Annotated in this window: 21 protein-coding genes; 7 read left to right on the top strand and 14 right to left on the bottom strand. The window is 42.5% G+C overall.

The genetic code is table 11. From position 1 onward, the window contains the following. Positions 1-10 precede the first annotated feature (10 nt). The gene (gene moaA, locus M5U24_RS10305) at positions 11-982 is read left to right on the top strand and encodes a GTP 3',8-cyclase MoaA (protein WP_099325672.1); all 972 of its coding nucleotides are present in this window, start codon (positions 11-13) and stop codon (positions 980-982) included. An 810-nt stretch (positions 983-1,792) separates the two neighbouring features. On the opposite strand, the gene M5U24_RS10300 is transcribed toward moaA, so the two are convergent. From M5U24_RS10300 to M5U24_RS10290, 3 genes are all read right to left on the bottom strand, one after another. Next, positions 1,793-1,972, bottom strand: coding sequence for a hypothetical protein (locus M5U24_RS10300; RefSeq protein ID WP_164995527.1), 180 nt, complete (start codon positions 1,970-1,972; stop codon positions 1,793-1,795). A gap of 104 nt (positions 1,973-2,076) precedes the next feature. Continuing rightward, positions 2,077-2,643, bottom strand: a complete 567-nt coding sequence (locus tag M5U24_RS10295) for a hypothetical protein (RefSeq protein WP_099325673.1) — start codon at positions 2,641-2,643, stop codon at positions 2,077-2,079. Beyond that, on the bottom strand, positions 2,622-2,837 hold the full coding sequence (locus M5U24_RS10290) for a hypothetical protein (protein ID WP_157820582.1): 216 nt from the start codon (positions 2,835-2,837) through the stop codon (positions 2,622-2,624). Before M5U24_RS10290 ends, M5U24_RS10295 begins: the two co-directional genes overlap by 22 nt. A gap of 472 nt (positions 2,838-3,309) precedes the next feature. On the opposite strand from M5U24_RS10290, the gene M5U24_RS10285 reads away from it, so the two are divergent. Beyond that, positions 3,310-3,531 carry a DUF2683 family protein gene (locus M5U24_RS10285; protein ID WP_099325675.1) on the top strand — a complete coding sequence of 74 codons (222 nt, stop codon included), beginning with the start codon at positions 3,310-3,312 and terminating at the stop codon, positions 3,529-3,531. A gap of 63 nt (positions 3,532-3,594) precedes the next feature. Then, positions 3,595-4,074 (top strand): cyclic pyranopterin monophosphate synthase MoaC, encoded by a 480-nt coding sequence (gene moaC / locus M5U24_RS10280; protein WP_099327053.1) that lies wholly within the window; start codon positions 3,595-3,597, stop codon positions 4,072-4,074. A gap of 539 nt (positions 4,075-4,613) precedes the next feature. Here moaC and M5U24_RS10275 read toward each other — a convergent pair. Both M5U24_RS10275 and M5U24_RS10270 read right to left on the bottom strand, forming a co-directional pair. Continuing rightward, on the bottom strand, positions 4,614-6,152 hold the full coding sequence (locus M5U24_RS10275) for an ABC transporter ATP-binding protein (protein WP_298202355.1): 1,539 nt from the start codon (positions 6,150-6,152) through the stop codon (positions 4,614-4,616). Beyond that, a complete protein-coding gene (locus M5U24_RS10270; protein WP_298202354.1) occupies positions 6,137-6,400 on the bottom strand; it encodes a hypothetical protein in 264 nt (87 codons plus the stop codon). Before M5U24_RS10270 ends, M5U24_RS10275 begins: the two co-directional genes overlap by 16 nt. Positions 6,401-6,657: 257 nt before the next feature. On the opposite strand from M5U24_RS10270, the gene M5U24_RS10265 reads away from it, so the two are divergent. From M5U24_RS10265 to M5U24_RS10250, 4 genes are all read left to right on the top strand, one after another. Continuing rightward, positions 6,658-8,361, top strand: coding sequence for a glutamine--tRNA ligase/YqeY domain fusion protein (locus M5U24_RS10265; protein WP_099325678.1), 1,704 nt, complete (start codon positions 6,658-6,660; stop codon positions 8,359-8,361). An 840-nt stretch (positions 8,362-9,201) separates the two neighbouring features. Next, the gene (locus M5U24_RS10260) at positions 9,202-9,588 is read left to right on the top strand and encodes a hypothetical protein (protein ID WP_099325679.1); all 387 of its coding nucleotides are present in this window, start codon (positions 9,202-9,204) and stop codon (positions 9,586-9,588) included. A gap of 965 nt (positions 9,589-10,553) precedes the next feature. Further along, complete coding sequence (locus M5U24_RS10255; RefSeq protein WP_157820583.1) at positions 10,554-11,285, top strand: caspase family protein; 732 nt, start codon at positions 10,554-10,556, stop codon at positions 11,283-11,285. Between the two features lie 11 nt (positions 11,286-11,296). Then, the gene (locus M5U24_RS10250; protein WP_099325681.1) at positions 11,297-11,755 is read left to right on the top strand and encodes a hypothetical protein; all 459 of its coding nucleotides are present in this window, start codon (positions 11,297-11,299) and stop codon (positions 11,753-11,755) included. A 5-nt stretch (positions 11,756-11,760) separates the two neighbouring features. Here M5U24_RS10250 and M5U24_RS10245 read toward each other — a convergent pair whose 3' ends face one another. From M5U24_RS10245 to M5U24_RS10205, 9 genes are all read right to left on the bottom strand, one after another. Beyond that, a complete protein-coding gene (locus tag M5U24_RS10245) occupies positions 11,761-13,650 on the bottom strand; it encodes a bifunctional diguanylate cyclase/phosphodiesterase (RefSeq protein WP_298202349.1) in 1,890 nt (629 codons plus the stop codon). A 703-nt stretch (positions 13,651-14,353) separates the two neighbouring features. Continuing rightward, positions 14,354-14,794, bottom strand: a complete 441-nt coding sequence (locus tag M5U24_RS10240; protein ID WP_230405701.1) for a phosphate-starvation-inducible PsiE family protein — start codon at positions 14,792-14,794, stop codon at positions 14,354-14,356. 203 nt (positions 14,795-14,997) lie between these two features. Next, positions 14,998-16,410 carry a tetratricopeptide repeat protein gene (locus M5U24_RS10235; RefSeq protein ID WP_099325689.1) on the bottom strand — a complete coding sequence of 471 codons (1,413 nt, stop codon included), beginning with the start codon at positions 16,408-16,410 and terminating at the stop codon, positions 14,998-15,000. Positions 16,411-16,415: 5 nt separating this feature from the next. Beyond that, entirely contained in the window at positions 16,416-17,087 is a 672-nt protein-coding gene (locus M5U24_RS10230; RefSeq protein WP_157820588.1) for an energy transducer TonB, read from the bottom strand. Positions 17,088-17,098: 11 nt separating this feature from the next. Next, entirely contained in the window at positions 17,099-17,512 is a 414-nt protein-coding gene (locus tag M5U24_RS10225; RefSeq protein ID WP_197705197.1) for a biopolymer transporter ExbD, read from the bottom strand. A 14-nt stretch (positions 17,513-17,526) separates the two neighbouring features. Next, complete coding sequence (locus M5U24_RS10220) at positions 17,527-18,156, bottom strand: MotA/TolQ/ExbB proton channel family protein (RefSeq protein WP_197705198.1); 630 nt, start codon at positions 18,154-18,156, stop codon at positions 17,527-17,529. A 16-nt stretch (positions 18,157-18,172) separates the two neighbouring features. Further along, on the bottom strand, positions 18,173-19,642 hold the full coding sequence (locus tag M5U24_RS10215) for a MotA/TolQ/ExbB proton channel family protein (RefSeq protein WP_298202346.1): 1,470 nt from the start codon (positions 19,640-19,642) through the stop codon (positions 18,173-18,175). 17 nt (positions 19,643-19,659) lie between these two features. After that, positions 19,660-20,502 (bottom strand): DUF3450 family protein, encoded by an 843-nt coding sequence (locus tag M5U24_RS10210; protein WP_298202344.1) that lies wholly within the window; start codon positions 20,500-20,502, stop codon positions 19,660-19,662. Positions 20,503-20,624: 122 nt separating this feature from the next. After that, entirely contained in the window at positions 20,625-23,675 is a 3,051-nt protein-coding gene (locus M5U24_RS10205) for a TonB-dependent receptor (RefSeq protein WP_295101329.1), read from the bottom strand. Positions 23,676-24,111 lie beyond the last annotated feature (436 nt).

Here is a 24,111-nt window from a genome sequence, read left to right as displayed (position 1 = left end):
GAATAACTTAATGGCTATTACGGACTCATATTCCAGGCAGATAAACCGGCTGCGAATCTCGGTAACAGAGCTTTGTAATCTCAGGTGCACTTATTGCAGGCCGGAAGCCGGCATTGCGCTTATGGAACATAAGGATATCCTTACTTATGAAGAAATAATAGCTATCATACAATCTGCCTTAAAATTCGGCATAACAAGTTTTCGATTAACCGGCGGAGAGCCGCTTGTCCGAAGGGGTATTGATTCATTTATCGGAATGCTGGCAAAGGTAGAGGGCATAGAAGACCTTGCAATGACAACAAACGGCATTTACCTGAAAGACTATGCAAAAATACTCCGGAAAATTGAGGTGTTTAGGCTAAACATCAGCCTTGACAGCATTCAGGAAACAAAATACAAACAAATCACGCGCGGAGGGAATTTAAGTGATGTATTGGACGGCATAGAAGAAGTCCTTCAATTACGATTTAAAAATACAAAAATCAATGTAGTTGCAATGAAGGGCATTAATGATGATGAATTTGAAGATTTTGCAAGACTTACACTGGAACGTGATATCGAGGTGCGTTTCATTGAATATATGGCGATGAATAAAAGCAGCCTGACTTCAGAAAATAAATTCATTTCCTCCTCTGAAATAATAAGTACTATCGAAAAAGATAATGAACTGATTCCTCTACCTAAACCAGTGCTTGGCAGCGGCGCCGCACGAGTATATAAAATAAAAGGGGCTCTCGGCACGATAGGATTTGTTTCCGCTGTAAGCCAGCCTTTTTGCGATTCGTGCAACCGGCTTCGGTTAACTTCAGAAGGAAAACTTCGCTCTTGTCTTTTATCGGGAGGAGAGGTTGATTTGAAGTCTATACTGCGGAACAATTTCAGCGAAGAATTGCTTCAGGACGCCTTTATCCGTGCCGCACATTTAAAACCCCGCAAACATTCCGGCAGAGGGCATGTGGTTATGCACAAGGTAGGCGGTTAAGAGTAGAGTAGTATCCCCCCCAACTCAACTCAACGGGAGCATTCCCGATTTTTTGTAAAAATGCCATTAGCAGGGGGGAGGGGAAGAATAGTAACTCAAGCTTCCAGCTTGAGGGTAAAATACCACAAGCAGTCATCATGTTGCATTTGCAACACCCAGAAACGATGAAAATGGTTTTATAGCCATATCATATTGCGGTATCTGTGCTTGAGCTATTTTTTGTAGTCTTACTTTCGAGTCGGAAACATCTGGCATTTCTGTTTCTGTACCGGTTCAAATGTATAGGGCCATCCAAAAGGTCTCTGCTTGTCATTGTAGGGGGGGGCTCAGCTTGTCATTGCGAGGGTCTTTTCCGAAGCAATCAATATACTACGAGATATTTTGTGACATAAGAGGCCCCATATCGCGGGAGAAAGAAGCAAATTAAGGGTGGCTCAAGGGCTAAAAAAATAGAATTAATTAATGGAATGAATGCAGGATGGAAGGATCTCTATTACGGTTTATGAGGTTGCTTCGGAAAAGACCCTCGCAATGACAAGCTGAAAAGATCATCGCAATAACAAAACGGATACCCGCGTAATGACAAAATGAGTCATCAGTCATCATGTTTCATTTGCAACACCCAGAAACGATGAAAATGGTTTTATAGCCATATCGTGTTGTATATCTGTACTTAAACTATTTTTTGTAGTCTTATTTTCGAGCCAGGATGTTTGTGGTACAATGTACAATTAGTTAACCAAAAATCGGGAATGCTCCTGTTCAAACTATGTCCCCCGCTGGCGGGGGTGCAGGGGGTGGACTGAATTTCTACATCGATTCAACTACCCCTTTATTTATGAAAACAATTTTGCCCCTCTTTCCCACGCTCCGCAGACAATTCCACACCCTTAATCCCCCGCCAGCGGGGGACAGGCTTGCCACATCCCTTGCTGCTTTAATGCCCTTGTGGGGTTGATACAGATGCATTCCCGGTTTTTTGCGACACATCTGCCATGTTTTAATGAAACGTACAGTAGTATTAACCCCTGCCAGCGTTGTTTTCCCCTAATCACACAAACGGTTACAAAAAATCGGAAATGCTCCTCTCCCCCCTATGTTATTTCAGCCTCGTTCTTTAGCTGTTTCCATAGTGGTTCAACGCCTAATTTCTTTACCCAATATTCCATATAATTCATATCAAGTTTTCCAAATTGTACCTCATAAACTCGTAATGCGTCGGTAAATTGTTTTTCACTGCCGCCTGAAAGTTTTGCCCATCTCAGTTTGGCCAGGATTGTATCTTCAGGTTTTGAAACCTGCAGTTTTATCCCAAGAACTTCCTCGACATACCTTCGTGAAAAACGGGATTGGTCAAAAGGTTCATCGGTTAATATCCAGAAATCAACTTTATCGCCCTCTTTTACATCAATTATATTGAACATCTTTTGCTTGTTAATTGCATCACAGATACTGTCTTCATCTGCATAAAAATCAGGCGGTGAAAAAGACTCTATCAGTTTCTTTACCGCCGGTTTCTGAATAGCTACAATTACATCTATATCGTGGGTAGAACGTGGTTCACCTTGCAGGCTTGAAGCAACGGAACCTGTTATCATGTACTGAATTCCGGCGTTTTTGAGCGCCTGAATAACCTTTTTTAATAATTCCTGTTGTGACACTTATCGATACGTTTCAAAAGTATTTTTTGAAATTCCTCATCTGAAAGATGCGGAAATCTTTTCTGCAATCCATGAATAAATAGTTGCCTGGTAAATTCAGATAATTCAAATGCCTTAAGTAACCTTTTTTCAGGTGACATTTGACGAAGTACTTGAATATACAGCTTATGATTCAGGCGCTCTTTTAAGTTCATATTTAACTCCCAAACAGATAACAACGCCTCTTAAAACTACCACAGGCATAAAATCCGCCGCTACCAAAAAATATCTTATCGGCAAAGAAGTACCTTACCATACCGGATAAACCTATCCGCGAATCCCATGATAATTGTAGGTGATTATAGTAAAACAAAAAAATATAATCAATCTGAAAAGATACGTATATCAGGTGTATCCAATGGATGACAATGACAGGCTCGATGTTGGTTAGAGCTGATAAAACAAAAGAACTTGTAATTTTCTTTGTTTTTGCTAAACTGACTGCCGGATGGAAAAAAGCAATTTTCTATCATCTCCTATCATCTCATCGCATCTGAATTCCATGGACATCACTGCGGTTTGTGTAAAGGTTATTCAGGAGCAGCAGAATGCGATTGCAGCATTGTCCGCAAAAGTAAAAATGCTTGAAGATAAAATTCAAAATATTCAACATGAAGAGGAACGCAGATGTCTACTAATATATTAGCAAAAATTCAAAAAGACCTGGAATTCATAAAATCCAAATTAATTGTAATAGACAATGAAATTGAAGACATAAGTAATGACTTGCATGAGGTTCGCCCAGAGTACATAAAAAAAATAAAAACGCTGGACAAAAGGGGGAAGTTTTCCCCCTTTTCCAGCGTTGATGAATTGCGCAACGAGATAGAACAGGAACAAAACTTATAAAATTTATAGATTTTGACCATCACGACAAAATATATTGTAAAAAGTATTCCATTAAATAAAACTATGACACAACTCACACATTTTGACGAACAAGGCGCTTCCAGAATGGTAGACGTTGGCAATAAAGACGATACCAACAGGACAGCTATCGCACACGCAAAGATCTCCACAAAACCTGAAACATTCCGCCTTATTATGGATAAAAAAATGCACAAGGGGGACGTGCTTGAGGTTGCAAGAATTGCCGGAATTATGGCGGCAAAACAAACTTCTCAGCTTATCCCGATGTGCCATCCGCTCAATATTACCAGCGTTAAAATAGATTACAAAGACAATGCCGCAGACACCATTGAAGTTTTTGCAGAAGTAAAAGTCACAGGGAAAACCGGCGTTGAAATGGAAGCCATCACCGCCGCCGCCATCTGCGCAATTACCATTTATGATATGTGCAAATCTGCCGATAAGGAAATGGTAATCAGCGATATCCACCTGGTAAAAAAATCCGGCGGTAAGAGCGGAACCTTTACCTTTGGAAAACAGTGACCGTTTTGTGGTTTTATTCCTGCTTTTCAACCACTGTATACAGCTAATTTCGGAAAGCTGAATCGGATGCGACTACTCAGCGTAATTTATAACACGCCCCCTTAAATCCCCTCAAATACTTAAAAAAAACCAAAATGTTACGATTGGTAACATTTTAGCTTTTTGAAAAATTCACGGGATAGAAAAAATACCATGTAGCCCCGTTAGGGGGCGGTCTGTTTGTAGCACAATAAAATTCAATAGAGTAAAATAGCTCCGTAGGAGCGGCCTGTCCGTATTCAGGCAGACCTGTTTAATATGGATTTACAAGAGACAGGTCGCTCCTAATTGCAGAGACAGGTTTCAAACCTGTCTCTACGATCTGTTATAATATTCTGTTTTGCTACAAACAGGCTGCTCCTACGGAGTTTATAGGTAATACATTTTTCAAAAAACCAAAGCGTTACGATTGAAATTACTATACATTTAAGCAGGGGCGAAGCATTTGCCAGTTTTGGGTTTGAGCGCATTTATGACAATTTATAGCAAATGCTTCGCCCCTACAATATTTCTATGCCTTCTTCCAGCTCCTCTTTCCTGTAAAGCGCCGAATATTCCCCGTTCATTTTTATAAGCTCTGCATGTGTGCCCTTCTCAACAATCATGCCCTCTTTCATAACAACAATTACATCAAAATCCCTGATAGCCGGTAATCTGTGTGTAACAATAATGAGTGTTTTGCCGGGAAATTTTGTCGCTATGTTGTGCAGAATAAAATGCTCCCCCTGAACATCCACCGCAGAGAGGCAATCATCCATAATAATAATGTCCGGATTTACCGCCAGCGCACGCGCAATGGTTAATCTTTGTTTCTGCCCGCCCGACAAATTAACTCCGCGTTCGCCTAAATAACTTTCATACTGCTCGGGTAGCTTTTGGATTTCTGCCTCCAGTTTTACCATACGGGCAAGTTCTCTCACTTTTTCACCAGTTCCCGCCCCTGCATTGCCAAACAAAATGGCATCTGCAATTCGTTCAGAAAACAAAAATGCCTCCTGAGGAACAAAACCAATACACCTGCGCAACAATGTAACATCCATAGCATTGATATCCATCCCGTCTATAAATACCGTACCGTCTTTTACTGATAGTATCCGGGGCAAAAGGCTTAACAACGTTGTTTTACCGCTGCCGATAGACCCTACAATTGCCACACGTTGCCCAGCGCGTATTTTAAGGTGTATGCCCTTTAATATCCATTTATCCTGTTTATAATATTGAAAATGTACGTCCCTGAACTCAATATCTCCTTTCAAAGTTACTTTTTTACTTGTTACAGAATGTTTGTCGATCTCAGGCTTTTCCTCCATCACTTCATCAATACGTTTCATAGACGCATTACCGCGCTGCAATAATGAGACACACCAACCTACAGCCGTCATAGGCCAAATCATCATTGATATGTAACTTTGAAAAGCGACCAGGGTGCCAAGCGTAATATCGCCTTGAATGACCATTCTTCCGCCAATACAAAGCAGCATGATTATTCCCAAATAAGTAATATACTCAAAGGCTGGACCCAAAAGAGACTGCGGAATGGCAAGCTTAAGATTCTTCTTTACAAAATCTTCTGACAATTCCCGTAAAGCCGCTTCTTCCTGTTGAGAAATGTTAAAAGACTTTACCACACGGATACCGGAAATGCTCTCCCGTACCTTTTCGCTGACCCTTGAAAATTGTTCCTGGACACTACAAAACTGGCGGTCAATAACATTCCTGATTTTATAAGCAATAAAAGGCGTTAAGGGCATCAATATACAGGTAAATAATGATAGTTTGGGGGACAACCAGATAATAATCGGAGGAATAACTATAAAATACAACAAGGCGTCAAGCCCGATTAATAATCCAGGCCCAACTGCCATACGGATAGCATTCATATCGTTTGTAGCCCTGGACATCAGATCGCCAGTTTTATATTTCTGGAAAAAACGCTGTGATTGTGTTTCTATATGCTTAAAAAAAGCCATACGGAGGTCATGCTCGCACCGAAAAGACGTTCCTATGAAATATATCCGCCACACTACACATAGCGGCATGCCCCCTGGAAAAATGTCGCCAGTAGAAATAAGCCGATATAATATGCAATGCCTCGCATGTTACTGTCACCGGAAAGCATATCTATGGTTTTTTTTATAATAAGTGGGGGAAATATATTAATAATATCCACAGTAATGAGCGAGATTGCCCCAATAATAAAATAGCGCCGGTATTTCTTTACAAATACCCTGTAAACAATGCTTCTTTGCCAAAGTGTTTTCAATTTTTTCATAAAACGTATTAACATTGAAATTCCTAAACGCTAACATAATTGAGAATAAAAACTTCATTTTAGAGAAGAAGTCTTGTACAAACAATGATAAACAGCATTTTCACCGTAACTATTCAGCGTAAATGATACACAGATCTGTGGCACAGGCATCTTGCCTGTGCGAAACGCACCTAAAAATGCTGTTGCTTAATGGTGTTAGAATGATAAAATTCAACCTTTAATTCAAAAGAATAAAATATCCATGACCTTCGGTCGCAAAGGAGTGAAATAATATGTCTACAGATAATCCTGCTTCCGGGATTGATTTTATAAGGGAAATTATTGCGGAAGATATAAAAACGAATAAACACGGCGGTAGGGTGGTTACACGTTTTCCGCCGGAACCAAACGGATACCTGCACATCGGGCATGCAAAATCAATTTGTCTTAACTTTGGTATTGCCCTGGAAAATAAAGGTGGTGTATGTCACCTGCGGTTTGATGATACAAACCCTTGCAAGGAGGAAATTGAATATGTTGAGTCAATTAAAAACGATGTACATTGGTTGGGCTTTGACTGGGGAACGCATCTTTATTACACATCCGATTATTTTGAAAAGCTGTATGAGTATGCGGTACAGTTGATACGGCTAGGCAAGGCCTATGTATGTAGTTTAAGCGCTGACGAGATAAGAGAGCACCGCGGCACCTTGACTCAACCGGGAAAGGATAGCCCCTATCGCACACGAACCATAGAAGAAAATCTTGATTTATTTACACGCATGCGCAACGGAGAGTTTGCGGATGGCGCTCAGGTGCTTCGCGCAAAAATTGATATGTCATCTCCCAATTTAAACATGAGAGATCCTGCTATCTATCGCATCCGGCGTACAAAGCATCACAGGACCGGCGATACATGGTGTATTTATCCGATGTACGACTTTGCCCACTGCCTTTCCGATTCCATTGAAGGGATCACGCATTCCATATGCACAACAGAATTTGAAAACCATCGCCCCCTGTATGATTGGATACTCGACACGTTAGGGGTGGAATGCCATCCGCAACAAATAGAGTTTGCACGCCTCAACCTCAGCTATACCGTGATGAGCAAGAGAAAATTACTTGAACTGGTAGAGGAAAAGCAGGTAAGTGGGTGGGACGACCCAAGAATGCCTACTATTTCAGGCATGCGAAGGAGGGGATATACACCGGAAGCAATACGCAATTTCTGCGAACGAATTGGAGTGGCAAAGAGAGAGAGCATGGTTGATATCGCACTGCTGGAACACTTTGTCCGCGAAGACCTTAATAAACATGCTCTCCGGGTAATGGCGGTATTGCGCCCGCTTAAGGTAGTCATTGTTAATTACCCCGAGGGTCATGTGGAAGAATTGGAGTGTATAAACAACCCGGAAGACCCAAATATGGGGACACGAAAGGCGCCTTTTTCCAGGGTTTTATATATAGAACAGGATGATTTCTGTGAAGAACCGCCCAAAAAATTCTTTCGCCTTGCCCCCGGGCGTGAAGTCCGTTTACGCTACGCCTATTTCATTACCTGTATAAAGGCAATAAAAGACGAAGTGACCGGCGAAATCAAAGAATTGCACTGCACCTATGATCAGGAAACACGGGGCGGTTCCGCACCGGATGGCCGTAAAGTCAAGAGCACAATACATTGGGTTTCTGCCGAACATTCAATTGAAGCAGAAGTGCGTTTGTACGACCATTTATTCATAAAGGAATCTCCATGCGGAGAAAAAGATGAAACTGATTTTAAAAAGTTTCTAAACCCAAATTCCCTGGAAATAATAGCTAAATGCCGTGTAGAACCTGGACTGGCAGATGCTAAACCCGGGAGCCGTTACCAATTTGAGCGCATAGGTTATTTTTGCGTTGATGCAAAAGACACCGCCAGTAAAAAACCTGTTTTTAACAGAACGGCGCTACTGCGTGATACGTGGGCAAAGGAGCAAAAGGCCGAAGTAAAATGACAAAGACTAAAATGCGCAGACTCCAGGCGGGCTCAGGTTGCAAACATGAGGTTTGGGTTCACACCTTGATCAGTGATTATAAGTCGGAGTGTACGAGAGTAGCTACTATGAAATAAAGTAACACTTTAGTCTTTTGAAACTGGAAATTATCCTTTGTAGTGCGACGAGGTTCGTCGCACTATTTGAGTAGACCCTATTCCTTATCGCACAACTTTTTTTTTGGTGCGACGAACCTCGTCGCACTACATGGTAGAGACAGGTTTGAAACCTGTCTCTACTTAGATAGCTCAAATGAGGAACGAGCCGCAACCGTTTATACCAAATGCTCCACCCCTACACTACTATCCGGCAAGCAGCAGCACTATTATTGGAATTGTTCAAAAAACTAAAGTGTTATGAAATAAAAGATATTTAAAGAAGATGAAGCCAATAAACAATTATAAAAGGTAAAATCACTAATCAAGGTGTGACCCTATTTTTCCAAAAGTACCCTCTTGCGGAATATCAAGGAAAATGTAATAATCCCCATTCCTTACAGACAATATACAAAAATGACGGATTATCCATGATAAATTATTTGTTTTTGAAGAAAAAGCAATAATAGAATAAGAATGTGTAACTTTATATGGTGTTATCTATAAACTTAACAATTACTTGTTATAGTGCGATAAAGAATTATACAAAAGCAGTCATCATGTTGCATTAGCAACACCCAGAAACGATGAAAATGGTTTTATAGCCATATCATATTGCGGTACATGTACTTAAGCTATTTTTGTAGTCTTATTTTCGAGCCAGAATGATTATGAAACCCTCAATAAATGGATGTTATAGGGTCCTATGAATGATATTTTGGAAAAATTTGCATTTGCTCTTCTTGGAGCTTTTATTGGATATCTTGTGAGCAACCGACTCGCTATCGGAAGAGATAAAAGGAAAGAGTTTAATGAATTGATTAATCCAATTCGTAGTGAACTCTTAGCTATTAGAAATAACCCTCGCTTCAATTTGACAGGATCCTATGGCATAACCCTATCTCTAATTTGCGAACAGCTCCATTTTTGGAATAGACGTTCCTTTAAAAGGGCAATTGATAATTATGAGAAAAGTAAAGGTAGTGAAAACATTAAGTTAAATATAGATGGCATGGGTGGATGGGCTTACAAAGATACTGATTGGATTGTTCATGCTGCCAATGAACTCCTAAAGTATTTGAAGCCAAGGTAATACGAAAAAGCACTATAACCCGTCAGTTCAGGTAACAGCCAGGGCCGAGGCGTTTTTGTAGTTCGTTTTTATATTGAAATATTTTTGTTTTTATTGAGGTCAGTGGTAGCCCTGGCTGTTCCTGACTTCTATCGTTAGTCGCGACACGATGTCGCATAATTGATTGTACTAAAAGAAGATTTTCTTCTTGAGTGTACTAAGCATGTTCCTGCTTATTCCTACGTGAGCGTGCTACCATTGCGCTGACGACGGGGTGCGAAGCCTCACGGACAACGTACCGAATTGAGTCGAAATGGCGACAGGCAGACCCCTCCGGAAAACCTATCCGGTTAAGGGCTAGGAACGAATGATATGATGAAAATATATGAATGTCCGCACGCATCGTCAATGAGCGACAGACCTACTAGGTTTAACAGGTCGAAGGTTATTCCCCAGTGAATAGCATGTTGGTAAAGTTGCAAGTCTCTAACGTGCTTGCACGGAACTGTAGAACCACCGGTGTCCAGGACGCATCTAAGTCATTTACAGGGTCAATTATACGGAACGTGGAAACTCAGACCTTCGCCCTATGGGCAGGCTAACCGTGAGGCATGCTGTTGGAGGACTGGGGGTGAGATGCCATAAGGAAGCGAATGCTTTTCTGTAATGGAAGAGATACCGGTTGAAATATTACCGGCTCAGTAATGAGGCTGATAGTTGGCAGGTGCCTTATTACGTGAACATTGAATGAATCAGTTGAAAGAAGGGAACGCAAATGACGGGTGCTAAGCCTGGTGCCCCCTTCGTTTTTTTTTGATATACTGACAGTCAGTTATTAACGTGAAGAAATTTATTAGCGGGTTTCTCCATAAGAGAAGCTTAAACAGGTGCTTGAGCTGTATGATGGGAAACTATCACGTACAGTTCTTAGGAGGGAATCGGGCAGCAATGCCCGTGACCTATCCGGTACAAAAAGGAGAAATCATATGGCGATATCGAGACAAGCAATACTAATTGGATCCCCAAGCGTAAAACCGGAACTTCCTGGCGTGACCACTGATATGGGGAATATTAAACAGTTTTTATTGTCGAATAAGGGTGGGGCTTGGAGGGCAGACGAAATAGTAACCCTTTCAGATCCCAGTTCCGCCGCTGTGGATGCGCAAATCGAATCGGCTAGGTACAAAGATTATGTTTTTATTTCTTGCTCTGGGCATGGTGAGCATCGTGTCGGAAAAGGTCTTGATGAAACGGTAATGTATGTAAAAGAAAATGAGACTGTTTCGATTAGCAGTATAAATCCTAGAAACAAACGTCACTTGGTCATAGTCGATGTGTGTCGAAAATTAATTAGAGTCGAGACAATGGAAGAAACGAGAGCCGCAATGAAGGCATTTATGAAAAGTGCGGCCATACCCATAGATTATAGAAAAATATTCGATGACGCAGTAATGGCTAACCCTGAAGGTCGTATTGTTGCATATTCATGTGATATCAACCAATCTGCTGGTGACGACGGCAGTGGCGGTGTTTTTACTCAAGAGTTGTTAGCTGCCCCGAAATATTTTTCGCCTACAAACAACAATCAATATGGCATTGTCAAAATAAATGCAGCTTTTGATCAGGCAAAAACAATGACATACGCAAAAAATGCACCTCAAAGCCCTGTATTTAATGCTGGGAGACGTATGGACTTTTACCCATTTGCTATTGTTTAAACGGTGAGAAAATGATCACAGATTACAACAAAGACAAATGGGGGCCACTTGAACTAAAACATCTAATTTTAGATACAGAGGAATTTATTGCCTTTATAGATCATCGTAATGATTTAGACTGGATAACAAGTAAAGAGTTTGATGCAAAAGGCCCGCAATCTCCAGAGAAGCATCACGAAATATTAAATACGGTTGCATTGTTGGAATGCAAACCAATTGTTCATCTTTCCGAAAACAACCAGTTAAATTTTAAAAGATTATTAGGTGAGGCTTTGGCAAGGAGCCTAAAGCATGATTACAAAAAGGCTTCGAGTATACTCGTCCATGCTGAAAACTTCCTTATGGATAGAGGTAAGGAAATATCGCGTCAATGGTATTTAAACCGAGCAGGTATAACCTCACTAATCATATTTGCAGTTGGTGTTCTCTTTTGGGTTTTTCGTGATTTAAGCATAAAAGTCCTAGCGTGAGTTTATCACGAAATAAGGTGTAAGACAAAGACATCAAGTTGCAATCCAATGATTTGTATCGGGTTGCGACTTTTGCAATTTGCCCTTTGATTTATCAGGAAAACACTCCCTTTAACGGCTTTGGCCTTCTTTTTCATTTCAGCCGCAACCGTGCTTATTTCAAGAAGTGATTGAAATCGCGAGTTCTCTTTTGATTCAACAACTGCGAGCGATACGGACATCAACGGGAACCTGCATTTTAGATTATTCCTGTCCAGGGTTTCGATGCAGCCGTTTTTCACGTCAATCTCTGCGTACAGCTTGGGTACCATGGCGTCAAATTCACGGATAAATCTGGCGCACAAGTCTTGTGCTTCCTCCGTGTGAATAATAGCGATAAAATCGTCTCCTCCAATGTGTCCAACATAGCCGATTCTTGAAACGCTAAATATCTCCATAATCAAATATGCCGTTTTTTTGAGTACTTCGTCACCCTTGCAAAATCCATAATAGTCGTTATAGGCCTTAAAAAAATCCAGGTCAAAATACACACAGGCAAAATCCTGACCGGCTCTTATCTGTTTTTCAACAAATACCTTTATGGAATCGTTTCCAGGGAGCCCCGTCAGCGGGTTGGCCTGGCTTGCATGTTTTATTTTTAAGGTGGTCATCTTCTCAAGTAGGGCATGAACCGTGGAGACGCCATAATATTTATTGTTATTGGTAATAATAAATATATCGTATAGCATGGAAAAATCTCTAGAGAGCACCTGTTTTGCAACTGAATCAATATCCTCGCTTACATCAACGGTTAAGAACGTTGTTCCCATTAAGTATGAAACAGGACGTTTATAAAAAAGATCATAGCCGAACTTTTTACTCAACTGAGAGAAAAGGTTGGTTTTCATGACAAGCCCCGCTGGAATTCCATTATTCACAATTGGTATGCCAAGCATTTCTGGGTTCTGATTAAATGTTTCTACCAATTTTCCAATCTGCGTGTCGCAATGAAAGGCAGGTACATTCAAAGACGCTATGTTTTCAATTCTCGATTCATCAGAAAAGACTTCTCCGCCATTGGCATGCTGCTGTAAAATGATTTTGTTTTTAACGTAGCCTGAAACTAGTTGTAGTGTTGATGATGGTTTGCCGAAAAGGTAGCCTTGTCCCCAATCAATCCCAAGCATTTTTACGGTGGTAAATTCTTCAAACGTCTCTATGCCTTCCGCTACAATTTTTGAATTCAAGACTCTGTGGCACATATCTACCAGCATTTTTACAATGGCCTGCTTTTTAAATGATTTATCTATGTTTTCAACAAGAAATTTATCAATTTTCACTTTCTGTGGATTTATTTCCGATATCAGCCGCAGGCCAGCACTTCCAGACCCAAGGTCGTCTATAGCTATTGAAAACCCTTGCGATTGATAGTGTGATAACGCCTGGTGGAAAATCTGAGAGTCATTTATGAACGTCCTTTCCGTAATCTCAAGTACAACGTTGTCCATTTCAAACTCAAATTCCTCAATTAATGTCTTTGTCTTTCCTTTATCATGTTTTGAATAGGTTATACATGCCGCGTCTATGTTGATAAATAATTTAATTGGCTTTGTATTCATGCCCAATATTTTAGCGTTCATAATAGCCTTTTCCCTGCACAGCATGTCCAGGTCTTCCAACATCTCAAGTTTTTCGGCTACTTCGAACAGGAATATTGGATTTTCGAACATACTTGCTTCCGGACCTCTGCTTAATGCCTCATACGCAACGACGTTTCCCGTGGCAAGGCAAACAATGGGTTGAAATTTGGTGAAAATCAGCCCCTTCTCAATAATGTTTATGAATTCTTCTTCCAATTCTTTGCTGATACCTGATTTTTTATTTGTTTCGGAAATGAAAGCGATTGCGGCTGTCATAGCGCATACCCCCATTTTTATGAACGGCACGTTCTCGTTTCGCACCAAACTTTAGAAATACGCCTAAAACATCTATTTTTCAAAATATTTAATACGGTTTTACAGTGAAACGGCTCAACATCATAACAGCACGGACAAACTGGGTTTGTCAGTGCTGCCCTTACAATGAATTTTATTGTTCATCTTTAAAGAATCTAATTTGTTTGACTATTTATTCCTACGTTAAAAGACACACTTACCGCTGAGACATAGGGTAAGTTTTTTTAAACCTCCCAATCGCCCTAACGTATCTCCTCCCGTTCGTTAATGCATCGTTATAATCATACCTTTTAAGACAGGGCACACATTCGATGTAATTGTCATGTTGCCGCAGATTAGGCAGGGCAAAGCTTGAGTCAATGCATCGCCCCAATTCTGGCGATTGTCTGACGATCTGAAAGTTGCTCGTAAAGATTTTAAAATCCTTGTCATTCCCGCATTCAGGACAAATAAAAAACGTGTTCATTTTCATAATAGTAGCTCCTTTCCATAAATATAAAATTAAACTCTCTAAACCCTTACATTACAAATCATACCTTCGGCAAATTTCTTTTGCACAACTTGTACGACTGTGTGACCGGCTTGAAATTCCTATACTATTAAACAACTCTTATGTAAAGGCAGTATAAAGAACATGTTAATTTTATGTTAAGGTTGCTATGGGTCAGGGGTGTTTTATACCTGGAGAATATTTAACGGAAAATACCCTCATAACGCACAATACTAAGACGAGGACGGCTATCGTACCCAGTTTGTACAGATCGAATTCCTTAAACCAACACGCCATGATTTCCGTAAGCATTACAACAATGACCGTGTCTATAATATAGGTCACCTTTATGCGGCCTTCGGAAAAATACGCCATAGTGGTTTTAAATATCTCCAGTAGGGCAAGGATGGTGAGGGCGTCTATGATAATAACCCGCAGGGCGTGTTCTATGTCCAGGCTAAAGAGGAGCCGCAAATGAAACATCGTAATGACAACGCCGCCCAACATACCGGAAAGGATGACCAGGATGAGGATGCTGAGTATCCATTTTGCCAGCTTTTCATAAAATATCGAAGAATCAAATTCCAGCCATTTTCGCGGTAAATTAGTTTTCATATTCTCTAATTTCAGAATAGTTTCTACCTGCTAAATGTAAGACAGGTACAGAGGTTACACTAAAGTAGGGGCGAAGCATTTGCCCGTTTTGGGTATGAATGCATTTATGACAATTTACAGCAGATGCTTCGCCCCTACACTCAAGAATGATATTTTAAGACGAAACTATTTGTATAAGATTTCGCCGTGCTTTTGTATCAAAACTATCGTGGTTTGGCAATACGCTCCACCTGTTCCATGTACTTAAGAACGTCGTCTCGTGGTTTAAGTTGCTGCGCCTTGCGGAGCAGTGGCAGGGCTTCGTCATACTTACCCATTCCTACAAGTAACTGTGCATGGCGCACCCTGGCATCCGCCTCATATTTTTCTATATTGGCCGCCCTTTCGTAATAAAACACTGCCCTTTCAGTGTCTCCGTTACGGTTGCTATGTTGTCCAAGCAAAATCAGCGCCTCGCCATCCAGCGGGTCAAGTCCGACAATCTCCTCCAGCACGCGCGCCTCCTCGCCGCCGGAACCTTCAGCAACGGCCAGCCTTGCACGAAGTTTAAGCAGGTCTTTATTATCTTCAGTGCTGAGCTGTCCGCCATGCAAGGCCTTTATACTATCAAGCAGTTTCCTTGTTTCTTTAATCTCTCCACGAGCAGTCAACGCTTTGGCGGCACGAATGGCGCACTCAATCTTATACTGTGTACCTTTTCCCATAGCACGAATATAAGCATCTACCGCCATTTCGTATAACCCCTCATTGATATAAACGTCACCCAGCATGTTGAGGCTATCTATGGTAGATTTGCCAATGCGATCGACAAGTTCATAATTTTCAGCAGCCTTAAGCGGCTGGTTAAGCCCGATATAGGCATTTGCCTGCAGCAACCAGAAATCTGCACGGTCGGGATTGCCGGAAATCAGACTATCACAAAGCGAAACAGCCTCTGCATATCTTTCCTGTTTAAAAAGGCTGCGAGCCAGCCCCATTTTCCAGTCAATAGTGGCAGGGTCAAGCAAAACGGCCATGCGAAAAGACGATTCGGCAGAAAGGTGATTTTCCACAGATGAATATGCAAAGCCCAGCAGCCCGTATGTTAATGAATCGCTTCCGCCGAGTTCAATCACACGGGTAAGCGCAGGCAGTGCTTTTTCGAACTCGCTCATGCGCACATATATAAGGCCTAGATTGCGCCATGCACGGCGAAATTTCGGATATTTTTCCACGGCAATCTGATATATCCCTGCAGCCTGGTCAATCTTTTCCTGTTGAAATAGTATGTTAGCAAGCATAAAGTCATAAAGTGCATTCGCCTTGTCACCACGGCTCTTTTCCAGCAGGCCGGCAGCCTTGTCCATTTCACCGGAAGACATAAACCCAAGCACCTTCTGCATCCTGTCGCGTTCCTCCATAGTCACGCGCGGCTCAATTTCAGTCTCTGCCATATAGCTTTCGGCAAACCGTTTTTGGAACGACAAATCGTTCCAGATTTTCAGTTCTGATTGACTTAATCCCGAAGCACAGGCCTGCCGTTCTTCAGGGACGGTTATCCATGAAATCAAATAAAATATACCGGCGATGATAAAGATAAGCATACTATTTGTAATCTGCAAAAATAATCTTTTCATAATTACTATCCTTTCGGGAAACTGATGGGAACACGCATGCGAAACCGGACAGCCTTTCCGTTCCGTTTGCCAGGTTCAAATTTCCATTGCTTTACCGCTGCAAGCGCTGGCTTTTCAAATACAGAATCAGTAGAACGCTGCACCATGGGGTCTTCAACACGTCCGTTCTGATTAACAATAAAAAGTATGTAGACCGTTCCCGGCGCCTTTTTTCTTACCTGTTTGTCAATGACAGGCCCCGGCTGATAGACAACACGCGGCTTCTGGTCAAGATCCGCCATTGAAAACAACGCGTCAAGATTATCGTCCCCTGCGCCTGCGGCAACGGTATTTAGTTTTACGGCAAAGTCACCGGACAGCCAGCCTTCGTTTAAACCCGGATTAAGGGCCAATTCAAGCTGCGACAGGTCTAGCGGTGGTGATTCGTCCATAAGTTCGGGCGGAGGTTCTTCAGGTTCCGGCTCTTTTTCCGGTTCTTCTTCCGGAGGTGGCGGGGGTGGAGGCACATAAGCCGTATCTATATCCCGCACCGCCATATCAGCCCGGGGAGGTTTGCTTATCGTCTGCATTAGCGGCAATATTAGAAAAAAGAGAAACGTCAACCCCGCTGCGGCAGAAACAACCCTTATGTAATGAGATATATGGCCCGAAGTAGAACTCGTTTTATAATCTTTCACTCTATTTATGCTCAACTTTTAGACTGACGGGAAGCAATACTTACCTTGACGGCGCCCGCCAGCTTGGCTTCGTCAATGATACGTACCAGCAGTCCGGACTGCGCTGCGGTATCAGCCTGAATTATTACCGGAACCTCTTCCTTCTGAAGCATGCGTTTCACCAGCGGCTGTACTCCGCTGACGCCGATTTCCCTACCGCCGTAAACTACCTCTCCCTTATCTGTCAGCGCTATCAGTATGCTTGTTTTTTCCAGCCTGACAGAGGATGCAGCCTGAGGCTTATCAACCTCAACCCCTGTCTCTTCAACAAAGGTTGTTGTGACGATAAAGAAGATAAGCAGGATAAAAACACAATCAATCAGCGGCGACATATCTATCCCTGTATCACTGTTGTCCTCCGCCGCTAAATCACGTAAACGTCCCATAAAGTTCCTTCCTGTTAAAATGGTTTCGCAAGTTTTTTATAAAGTTTCTGTGTAAAAATTGTTTCCAGATGGGCAAGGAAGCTTTTGTACCTTTCGTATTGACGCGACAGGTGATACTGAAAAAAAAGGCCTGGCAGCGCCAACACCAATCCGGTTTCAGTCGTAATCAATGCCTCCGAAATCCCTTGTGCAACAAGCCCCATAGTTTTTTCACCGCCTGACCCTGTAGCAAGGGCGCTAAATGTCGTAAGCATACCGGTTACCGTCCCAAGAAGACCTAAAAGCGGTGATACGCCTATACATATTCTCATAACGAGCAAATCCCTTCCTAACGGGGCAATCTCCGTTGTATGGAGTTCCTGAAACAGAACGATCGCATGTTTTATCGAATTGCCGCCTGCAACAAAATCGAGCAGCGCTCCGATATGCCCTTTTCTTTCTTCAGGATGATTTATCCAGCGGCTCCATATCTTTTCAGGAACGCGGCGAAAGCCCTTTTCGTTCAGTTTAAAGTGCATATGCGCTCCAAGTCCAAACAGTACCAGGGCGTTTGCCGCAAGGGCAATCATGCTCCATCCTCCGGAAAGCCATAAGGATAATGCCTGTTCCCATAGGGTTTTTAAATGTTCGGTCAGTACATTCATTGTATATACCTTTTTATCAATTATCACTCATTGCTAAATAACTATCTTCTTCTTTCATTTTAACGCGTTCATAAGGTGTCTTATTCACCTGATTGATAAAGGCAGCAGCGGCTTTTTGCATCTGATCAACAACACTGCGCGCCTTGCGTGAAAGAAAGGCATGCAGCAGCAATGACGGAATTGCCACAATCAAGCCAAATTTGGTGGTAATCAGAGCCTCTGAAATACCGCCGGAAAGGGTTTTAACGTCTCCCGAACCAAATACGGTAATCAGTTTAAAGGTGTTTATAATGCCGGTTACCGTCCCCAACAGTCCAAGCAAAGGAGCTGAAGATGCACTGATGGCAATGAATGGCAACAGGCTCTGAAGTTTCAGGCGTGTGGCAAGTATCGTTTCGTACATGACCTCTTCAATCAGTTCGCTTTTTTCTTTAACATGTTCAACTCCGGCTGAGAGCATTTTGCCGACAGGCCCTTTGATGGCTTCAGCCGCCTGCATGGCTGCGTTTTTATCGTGCCTCGCAATGGCGTTGATAAATACACCTATATCTTTTGAAGGCGGATTGCGTAAAAAGGCTAAACCAATGAATTTGTAAATTGCCATTAAAAGCGCAGCCCCCGCCAGTGCAAAAATGGGAACCATGACCACCCCGCCCTTGCGTATATGCTCCCAAAATGTTTCTTTGGTAGCTTCAATTTTGTGAGCATTGCCAAGTGTCGGATCGATCGGAAAATATCCACGGAAATTTGATACAACCTGTGCCGCCGCAACGGCGTCGCTGTTACTTGCAAAGCCGATAATTGAGGGTTCAAGCGAGCCGAGGCGCTGTTCCGCAGTGCCTACATTATTTCCATCTTTTGAGCGAAAAATCGCAACCGGCCCGACGAGAGCAAAATCACCGTGTCTTACCAATCCGTCGGTATCAACCGCCTCGCCTTCAAAACATAAACCGCCAAGCGCATCTTCGAGACGTGTTATAGATACAGAAACTAATGCCGCCTGCGCCTTAAATACCTCATCTTTGGAGAGATTGTTGTTTTCGGCAGCAAGCCTGGCTTTTTCAATTATTTCCCCATAGCGCTGGATTTCTGCGATGTGCAGCCTTGTTTCAAAATTTCTTACGTATTCTCCCATCAGGTTGGAAAGATACGTAGCCTCCTCATGGCGCGATTTAATTTCATTTCTCAGGTTGCTAAGGTCAAGCGTATGGCTGTCAAGCATACGTGAAGTCTTTTGATAATCCATACGTACCCGGACGAGTTCACTTTCAAGGTCGTTAAGCTTGCGGTTAAGCGGGATTTTTTCATCTGCTATCAATTCACGTAGGGCGCTGAGTTCCGCCAGGCCTTCCTCAAGCTGCCCCTGCACCATTACTTCAGCACGGGCAAAGGAGCCTTCAACATTCTTTTGCTTATCATCAGCAAATGCATACCCCCAAAAAATAGTAAGCAGCATTACAATACCGATACAATTAATTGTCTTCATAATACCCTCATTTCCGTTTATTGAATTTCTATTGGCAATTGCACAAATGCCGCTGCGGTTTCATTTTTCAAAATTGCTATCGCTTTGGCAATAGCAGCGGCATGTTCATTGGCAGGCCTCCAAATCCAGCCGTCTTGTGAAGCAATCCCTAATCCTGCCTTGTCGCAATTACCGTTAACAAAATATGATTGGCCTATTCCAATATAAAGAGATGTCGCTTCAACATGGTTTCCGTCCGGCAGACCATGCACTTCACTTACAACGGATATCTCGCCGTTAAATTTATTTACTTCGTTTAGTATTCCAATGATATTCTGAAATCGTTCTCCCAAAGATAGTTTTGTATCTTCCTGGTTCTCTGAAAGCCTCTGGCTGAGCGGTTTCACACGTCCTCTAATAGGGTCGGGCAGTTTTTTCAAGAGTTCCTTTGTTCTGGTTTCAAGTTCTATCACGGTAGCGCTTAAAGTTGTAGATGCTTTTTTAAGTTTTTCATTTTCTTCAAACATTTCCGCCCTCTTTTTATCCGCTTCCGTTATACTTGCTTCGATCTCACTGTTTTTTTTACGCACGGTCTCAATTTCGCGTCCCAGCAGTTCTATCCGCTCAGAAAGCATTTCCTTCGCAAGCTCAAATTCCAGTTTCTCTTTTGAAATAATGCGACGGGTTTCAACCCATTTTTCAAGCGCCGCCCGTGCGCTATCCACACTGCCGTTAGCCGTTTCGAATGGTATTGTTATAAAGGCAAACATGAAAAAAGCAATGAGCAGCAATGCGACTGTGGGTAGCCGGCAACGCATTTTCACTAATACACCGCCAATGGTTTTTACTCTCCGGCATTTATATATTTTTTTGTTTTTCATAATTTATTCATCCTCTTTTAATAAAATACTGATATTTTTGTAATTTTTAAGCAAACAAACATTGCCATTTCCATGCATTTAATGTAGAGACGCATGCAGTGCGTCTCTGCTAAAATAATGTCTTACCATGTACCGCTTATATAAATTGAAAAATCTATCCCCTTCGTATAGGAGGTTCTGACCTCGTCATTTCCTAAATAACCCGGCGGCCTATATACCTCTTCAATTTCAGGGTTAAGCAGGTTTTTCGCCTTAAACGTTATGTTAAAGTGTTTCCCGATATTTTTTGAAGCGCTGAAATTAAGCGTGCCGTATTCCGTTGCATAGACGTCCGGCACATAGTTTCCGTTTACATTTCCCGCACCGGCCACCAGCGTATCTCCTTTCACCGTATAAAAAAGCCCTATTTGCGTACCAATGCGTTCAATATCATACATTGTGTAAATATTGTACAGATATTCAGGTGCATTCATCATATTGCGGCTGGTCGTTTCCACCCCGGCATCGGCAAGCCGTGTTCGTTCGCTCTCAGGAAGCGTCACTTCCGAGTCAATAAACGTTGCGTTGCCTCCTATCGAAATACCCTTCAGCACATCCCAGAAATAGCCCAGATGCTGTCGTGTCTCTACTTCAAAACCGGTCAATTTCCCTTCAGGAAAATTCAGCGGGGTCGTAAATGAAAAAGCGTTCACCAGGTCCTGCACGTATTCAATGGGGTCTTCGATGTCTTTGTGGAACCAGGAAACTGATACCAAGCCGCCATGATAAGGAGTGTAGTCGAGCCGTAGGTCGTAATTTTTTAGTGCACTCATTTGCAGTGCGTTATTTCCGATAAAAACATCGTCGCCCAGAAATTCCTGCTGTTGAATCGGAGTGAGTTCCTTAAAAGTCGGACGCGCCACGGTTTCACTAAATGAACTGCGCAATGTGATCTTGCTAAAGGGTCTCAATACAAATCCGAGTGAAGGCAACACATCATACTGACGATACGCGACGTCCGCATCTCCTGGAAGCAGGTCAACGTATAGACGATTCCCGTTTTCATCGGTAGTAACCCATTTAGCGTCTTTTTCAGGGTCATTTATTACGTTCAGTTTCGTTGTTTCATAGCGTGCTCCGCCAATCACATTGAGGAATGAGCAGAGGGGTAAGTCCGCCATGTAGTACCATGCCGAAATCTTCTGTTCTCCCTCGTAGTCGACATCAACAAAGGGAGGGCCGTCTTTCATTGTAGGGCCGCCCAGATCAAGGAATTCGTCGCTATAAGAATAGTCATCCCATGATCCTTCATACGTTGGAATAGCGCTATCCCCAGTTTGCCGGTAATTGCCATATGAATCCTGATCATACTTACGATCTACCTTATCCGTGAAAAGCCCTAATTTCACATATCCTTTATCTCCGCTCCATTGCTCAAAAGGGAATTTCAGATTTAAAAAATACTGGTTACTTTTTTCTGAAATATCGGTCCATGTCCGTGATGCATTTCCCAGCAGGAAGTTTGCAGCAGGCGTGTATGGGCCATAATAAGCGGGTTTGTATTCCGGATCGATTCCATAAACCGGAGACCCTTCATCATACGATTCTGCATACCATGCAGAACCAAATTGCCGTTTGTCAGGTTCATTAAGACCTGAAAAACTCATGGCAACTGTCCAGTCGATTTTAGGAGAGAGTATTGTAAAGAAATCATTAATGCCCGCTTCAGAGAACGGCACGGTATGATCTCCTGTAAATTGTAGTGTATCGGTCTCCCTTTCCGTATATTTTAACGTTTCAGTTCTGAGGTAGGGGGCTGCAAACCTATTGTCCGGGTCATTCCCCAGCCCTTTCGGGTCGTTTGGGTCATATCCGGGGAAATAGTATGCCTTGCCCCTGGTATCTTCAGCAAGAATCGACTTGTCCTCCGTAACCTGGGTATGCATATGAAGCGCTTGCAGCGAATGGTTTTTTATTTCCATCCCAATTGCGCTTAAAACACCCCATTGCACTTCTTCAGATGACTCCGTGACATCAAATAGAGAGGTTTTAAAATCTTCTCCAACAGCGGGTATGGGTGGATCGGGTGGGGAGTCGGGGTTTCCGTACTGCGGAGTCAGCCCATCGCCCCTGTATTTGCTGTCAACCCACAAAGCATCATCGATACCATTGTCGAAATGCGAACTGTCCTTCTTATAATAGGAACTGACAAGCCCCCCTACACTGATGCCCTTCCCCAATTCAATTCTTCCCCCGGCGGCCATCGACATTGAATAATCAATTGGCGCTTCGTCTCCGGTAACTCCCATTGAACCGGTAAATACACCGTCCGAAGGGATATCCCTGCTTTTCTTGTCTATCCCCCAGAAATTCACTCCTCCACCCTTGTAGGTGAGGAAATTATCGTTACCTGCCGCCTGCGTGTTATATTCATATCCAGTTTTAAATCTGATTACATTTTTATCAGGAATACCTTTCAGCACCACATTCACAGCGCCACCGGATGCATCGCCCTGTTGATCCGGTGTAAATGTTTTGCTTACCTGAATGCTTTCTATTACTTCCGTAGGAAATTGGTCCAACTGTACGGCACGTTTATCCGGGTCCGCGGTAGGCAGCCGCACGCCGTTCATTTGTGAACTGACATATCTGTCCGGCAGCCCTCGCACGACAGCAAATTTGCCGTCTTGCACCGTAGCGCCCGATACAAGACTCAATGCACTTGCCGCATCAGTCACTCCTGCCTGACGTAGCCATTCTGAACTAATGGAATCCAGAAGTGCCGGGCTTTCAGCACGAAGCTCCATAAGGCCCGCCTCTGTATCTCCTGTACGAATATCCTCAACAATAAACTCTTCCATATCCGTAAACTCTCCCGACAATGAAACTTCAACTTCCGTCATCTTCCCTGGAGAAACCACCACATTTGCCTGCACCTGACGGGTATAACCGCTTTTCGAAAAGATAAGCGTATAGCTGCCTGGAGCTACATGGTCAAACAAATATATTCCTTCGTCTGTAGCAATTATCTTATCTCCCGTTTCTGCAATAGTAACCTGTACAGTAGCCAATGGCGCATCAAACTCCTTGTCATACACAATCCCACGAATTGAGCCTTTCTGTTGAGCGAAAGCAACACCTGCAAATAATAATGACAAGATGATGCTTAAACAGCCACTCCGTTTATTCGTCATTTTTAAACAAATCTACCTTTTCTGCCAGAATTCAAACTAATCATTTTATAGGAGCATTCCTGATTTTTTGTAACAGTTTAGATTTTTGGAAAAACAAAAATGCTCGTTCCCAAGCTCCGGCTTGGGAACGTAATTGCGTTGGAAGCTCTAGCTTCCATTTAGCAAGTAAGCGAAGCTTTGCGTATTATTCGGTTCAAAAGAGGTCTCCAAATATCTTGGGTAACATACTGAAAAGCCTCCAAGCTGACATCATGGGTTCATTCCCTTTTCCATTCGAAGCTGGAGCTTCTCAAACAATCCCGTTCCCAAATCGGAGCTTGGGAACGAGCGGTTTTTTTCATAGGACTAAAGTGTTACAATCTTTTGTAAAAAAACAAAATGTGTGAAGATATACAAAAAATCGGGAATGCACCCCATTTTATTTGCATAAGTACGT

The organism is Candidatus Kuenenia sp. (assembly GCF_027493735.1).
In the GTDB taxonomy this organism is placed as follows: Bacteria; Planctomycetota; Brocadiia; order Brocadiales; family Brocadiaceae; genus Kuenenia; species Kuenenia stuttgartiensis_A.
Note: the sequence above shows the minus strand (reverse complement) of the source record. Positions and strands in the feature narration are given on the sequence as shown.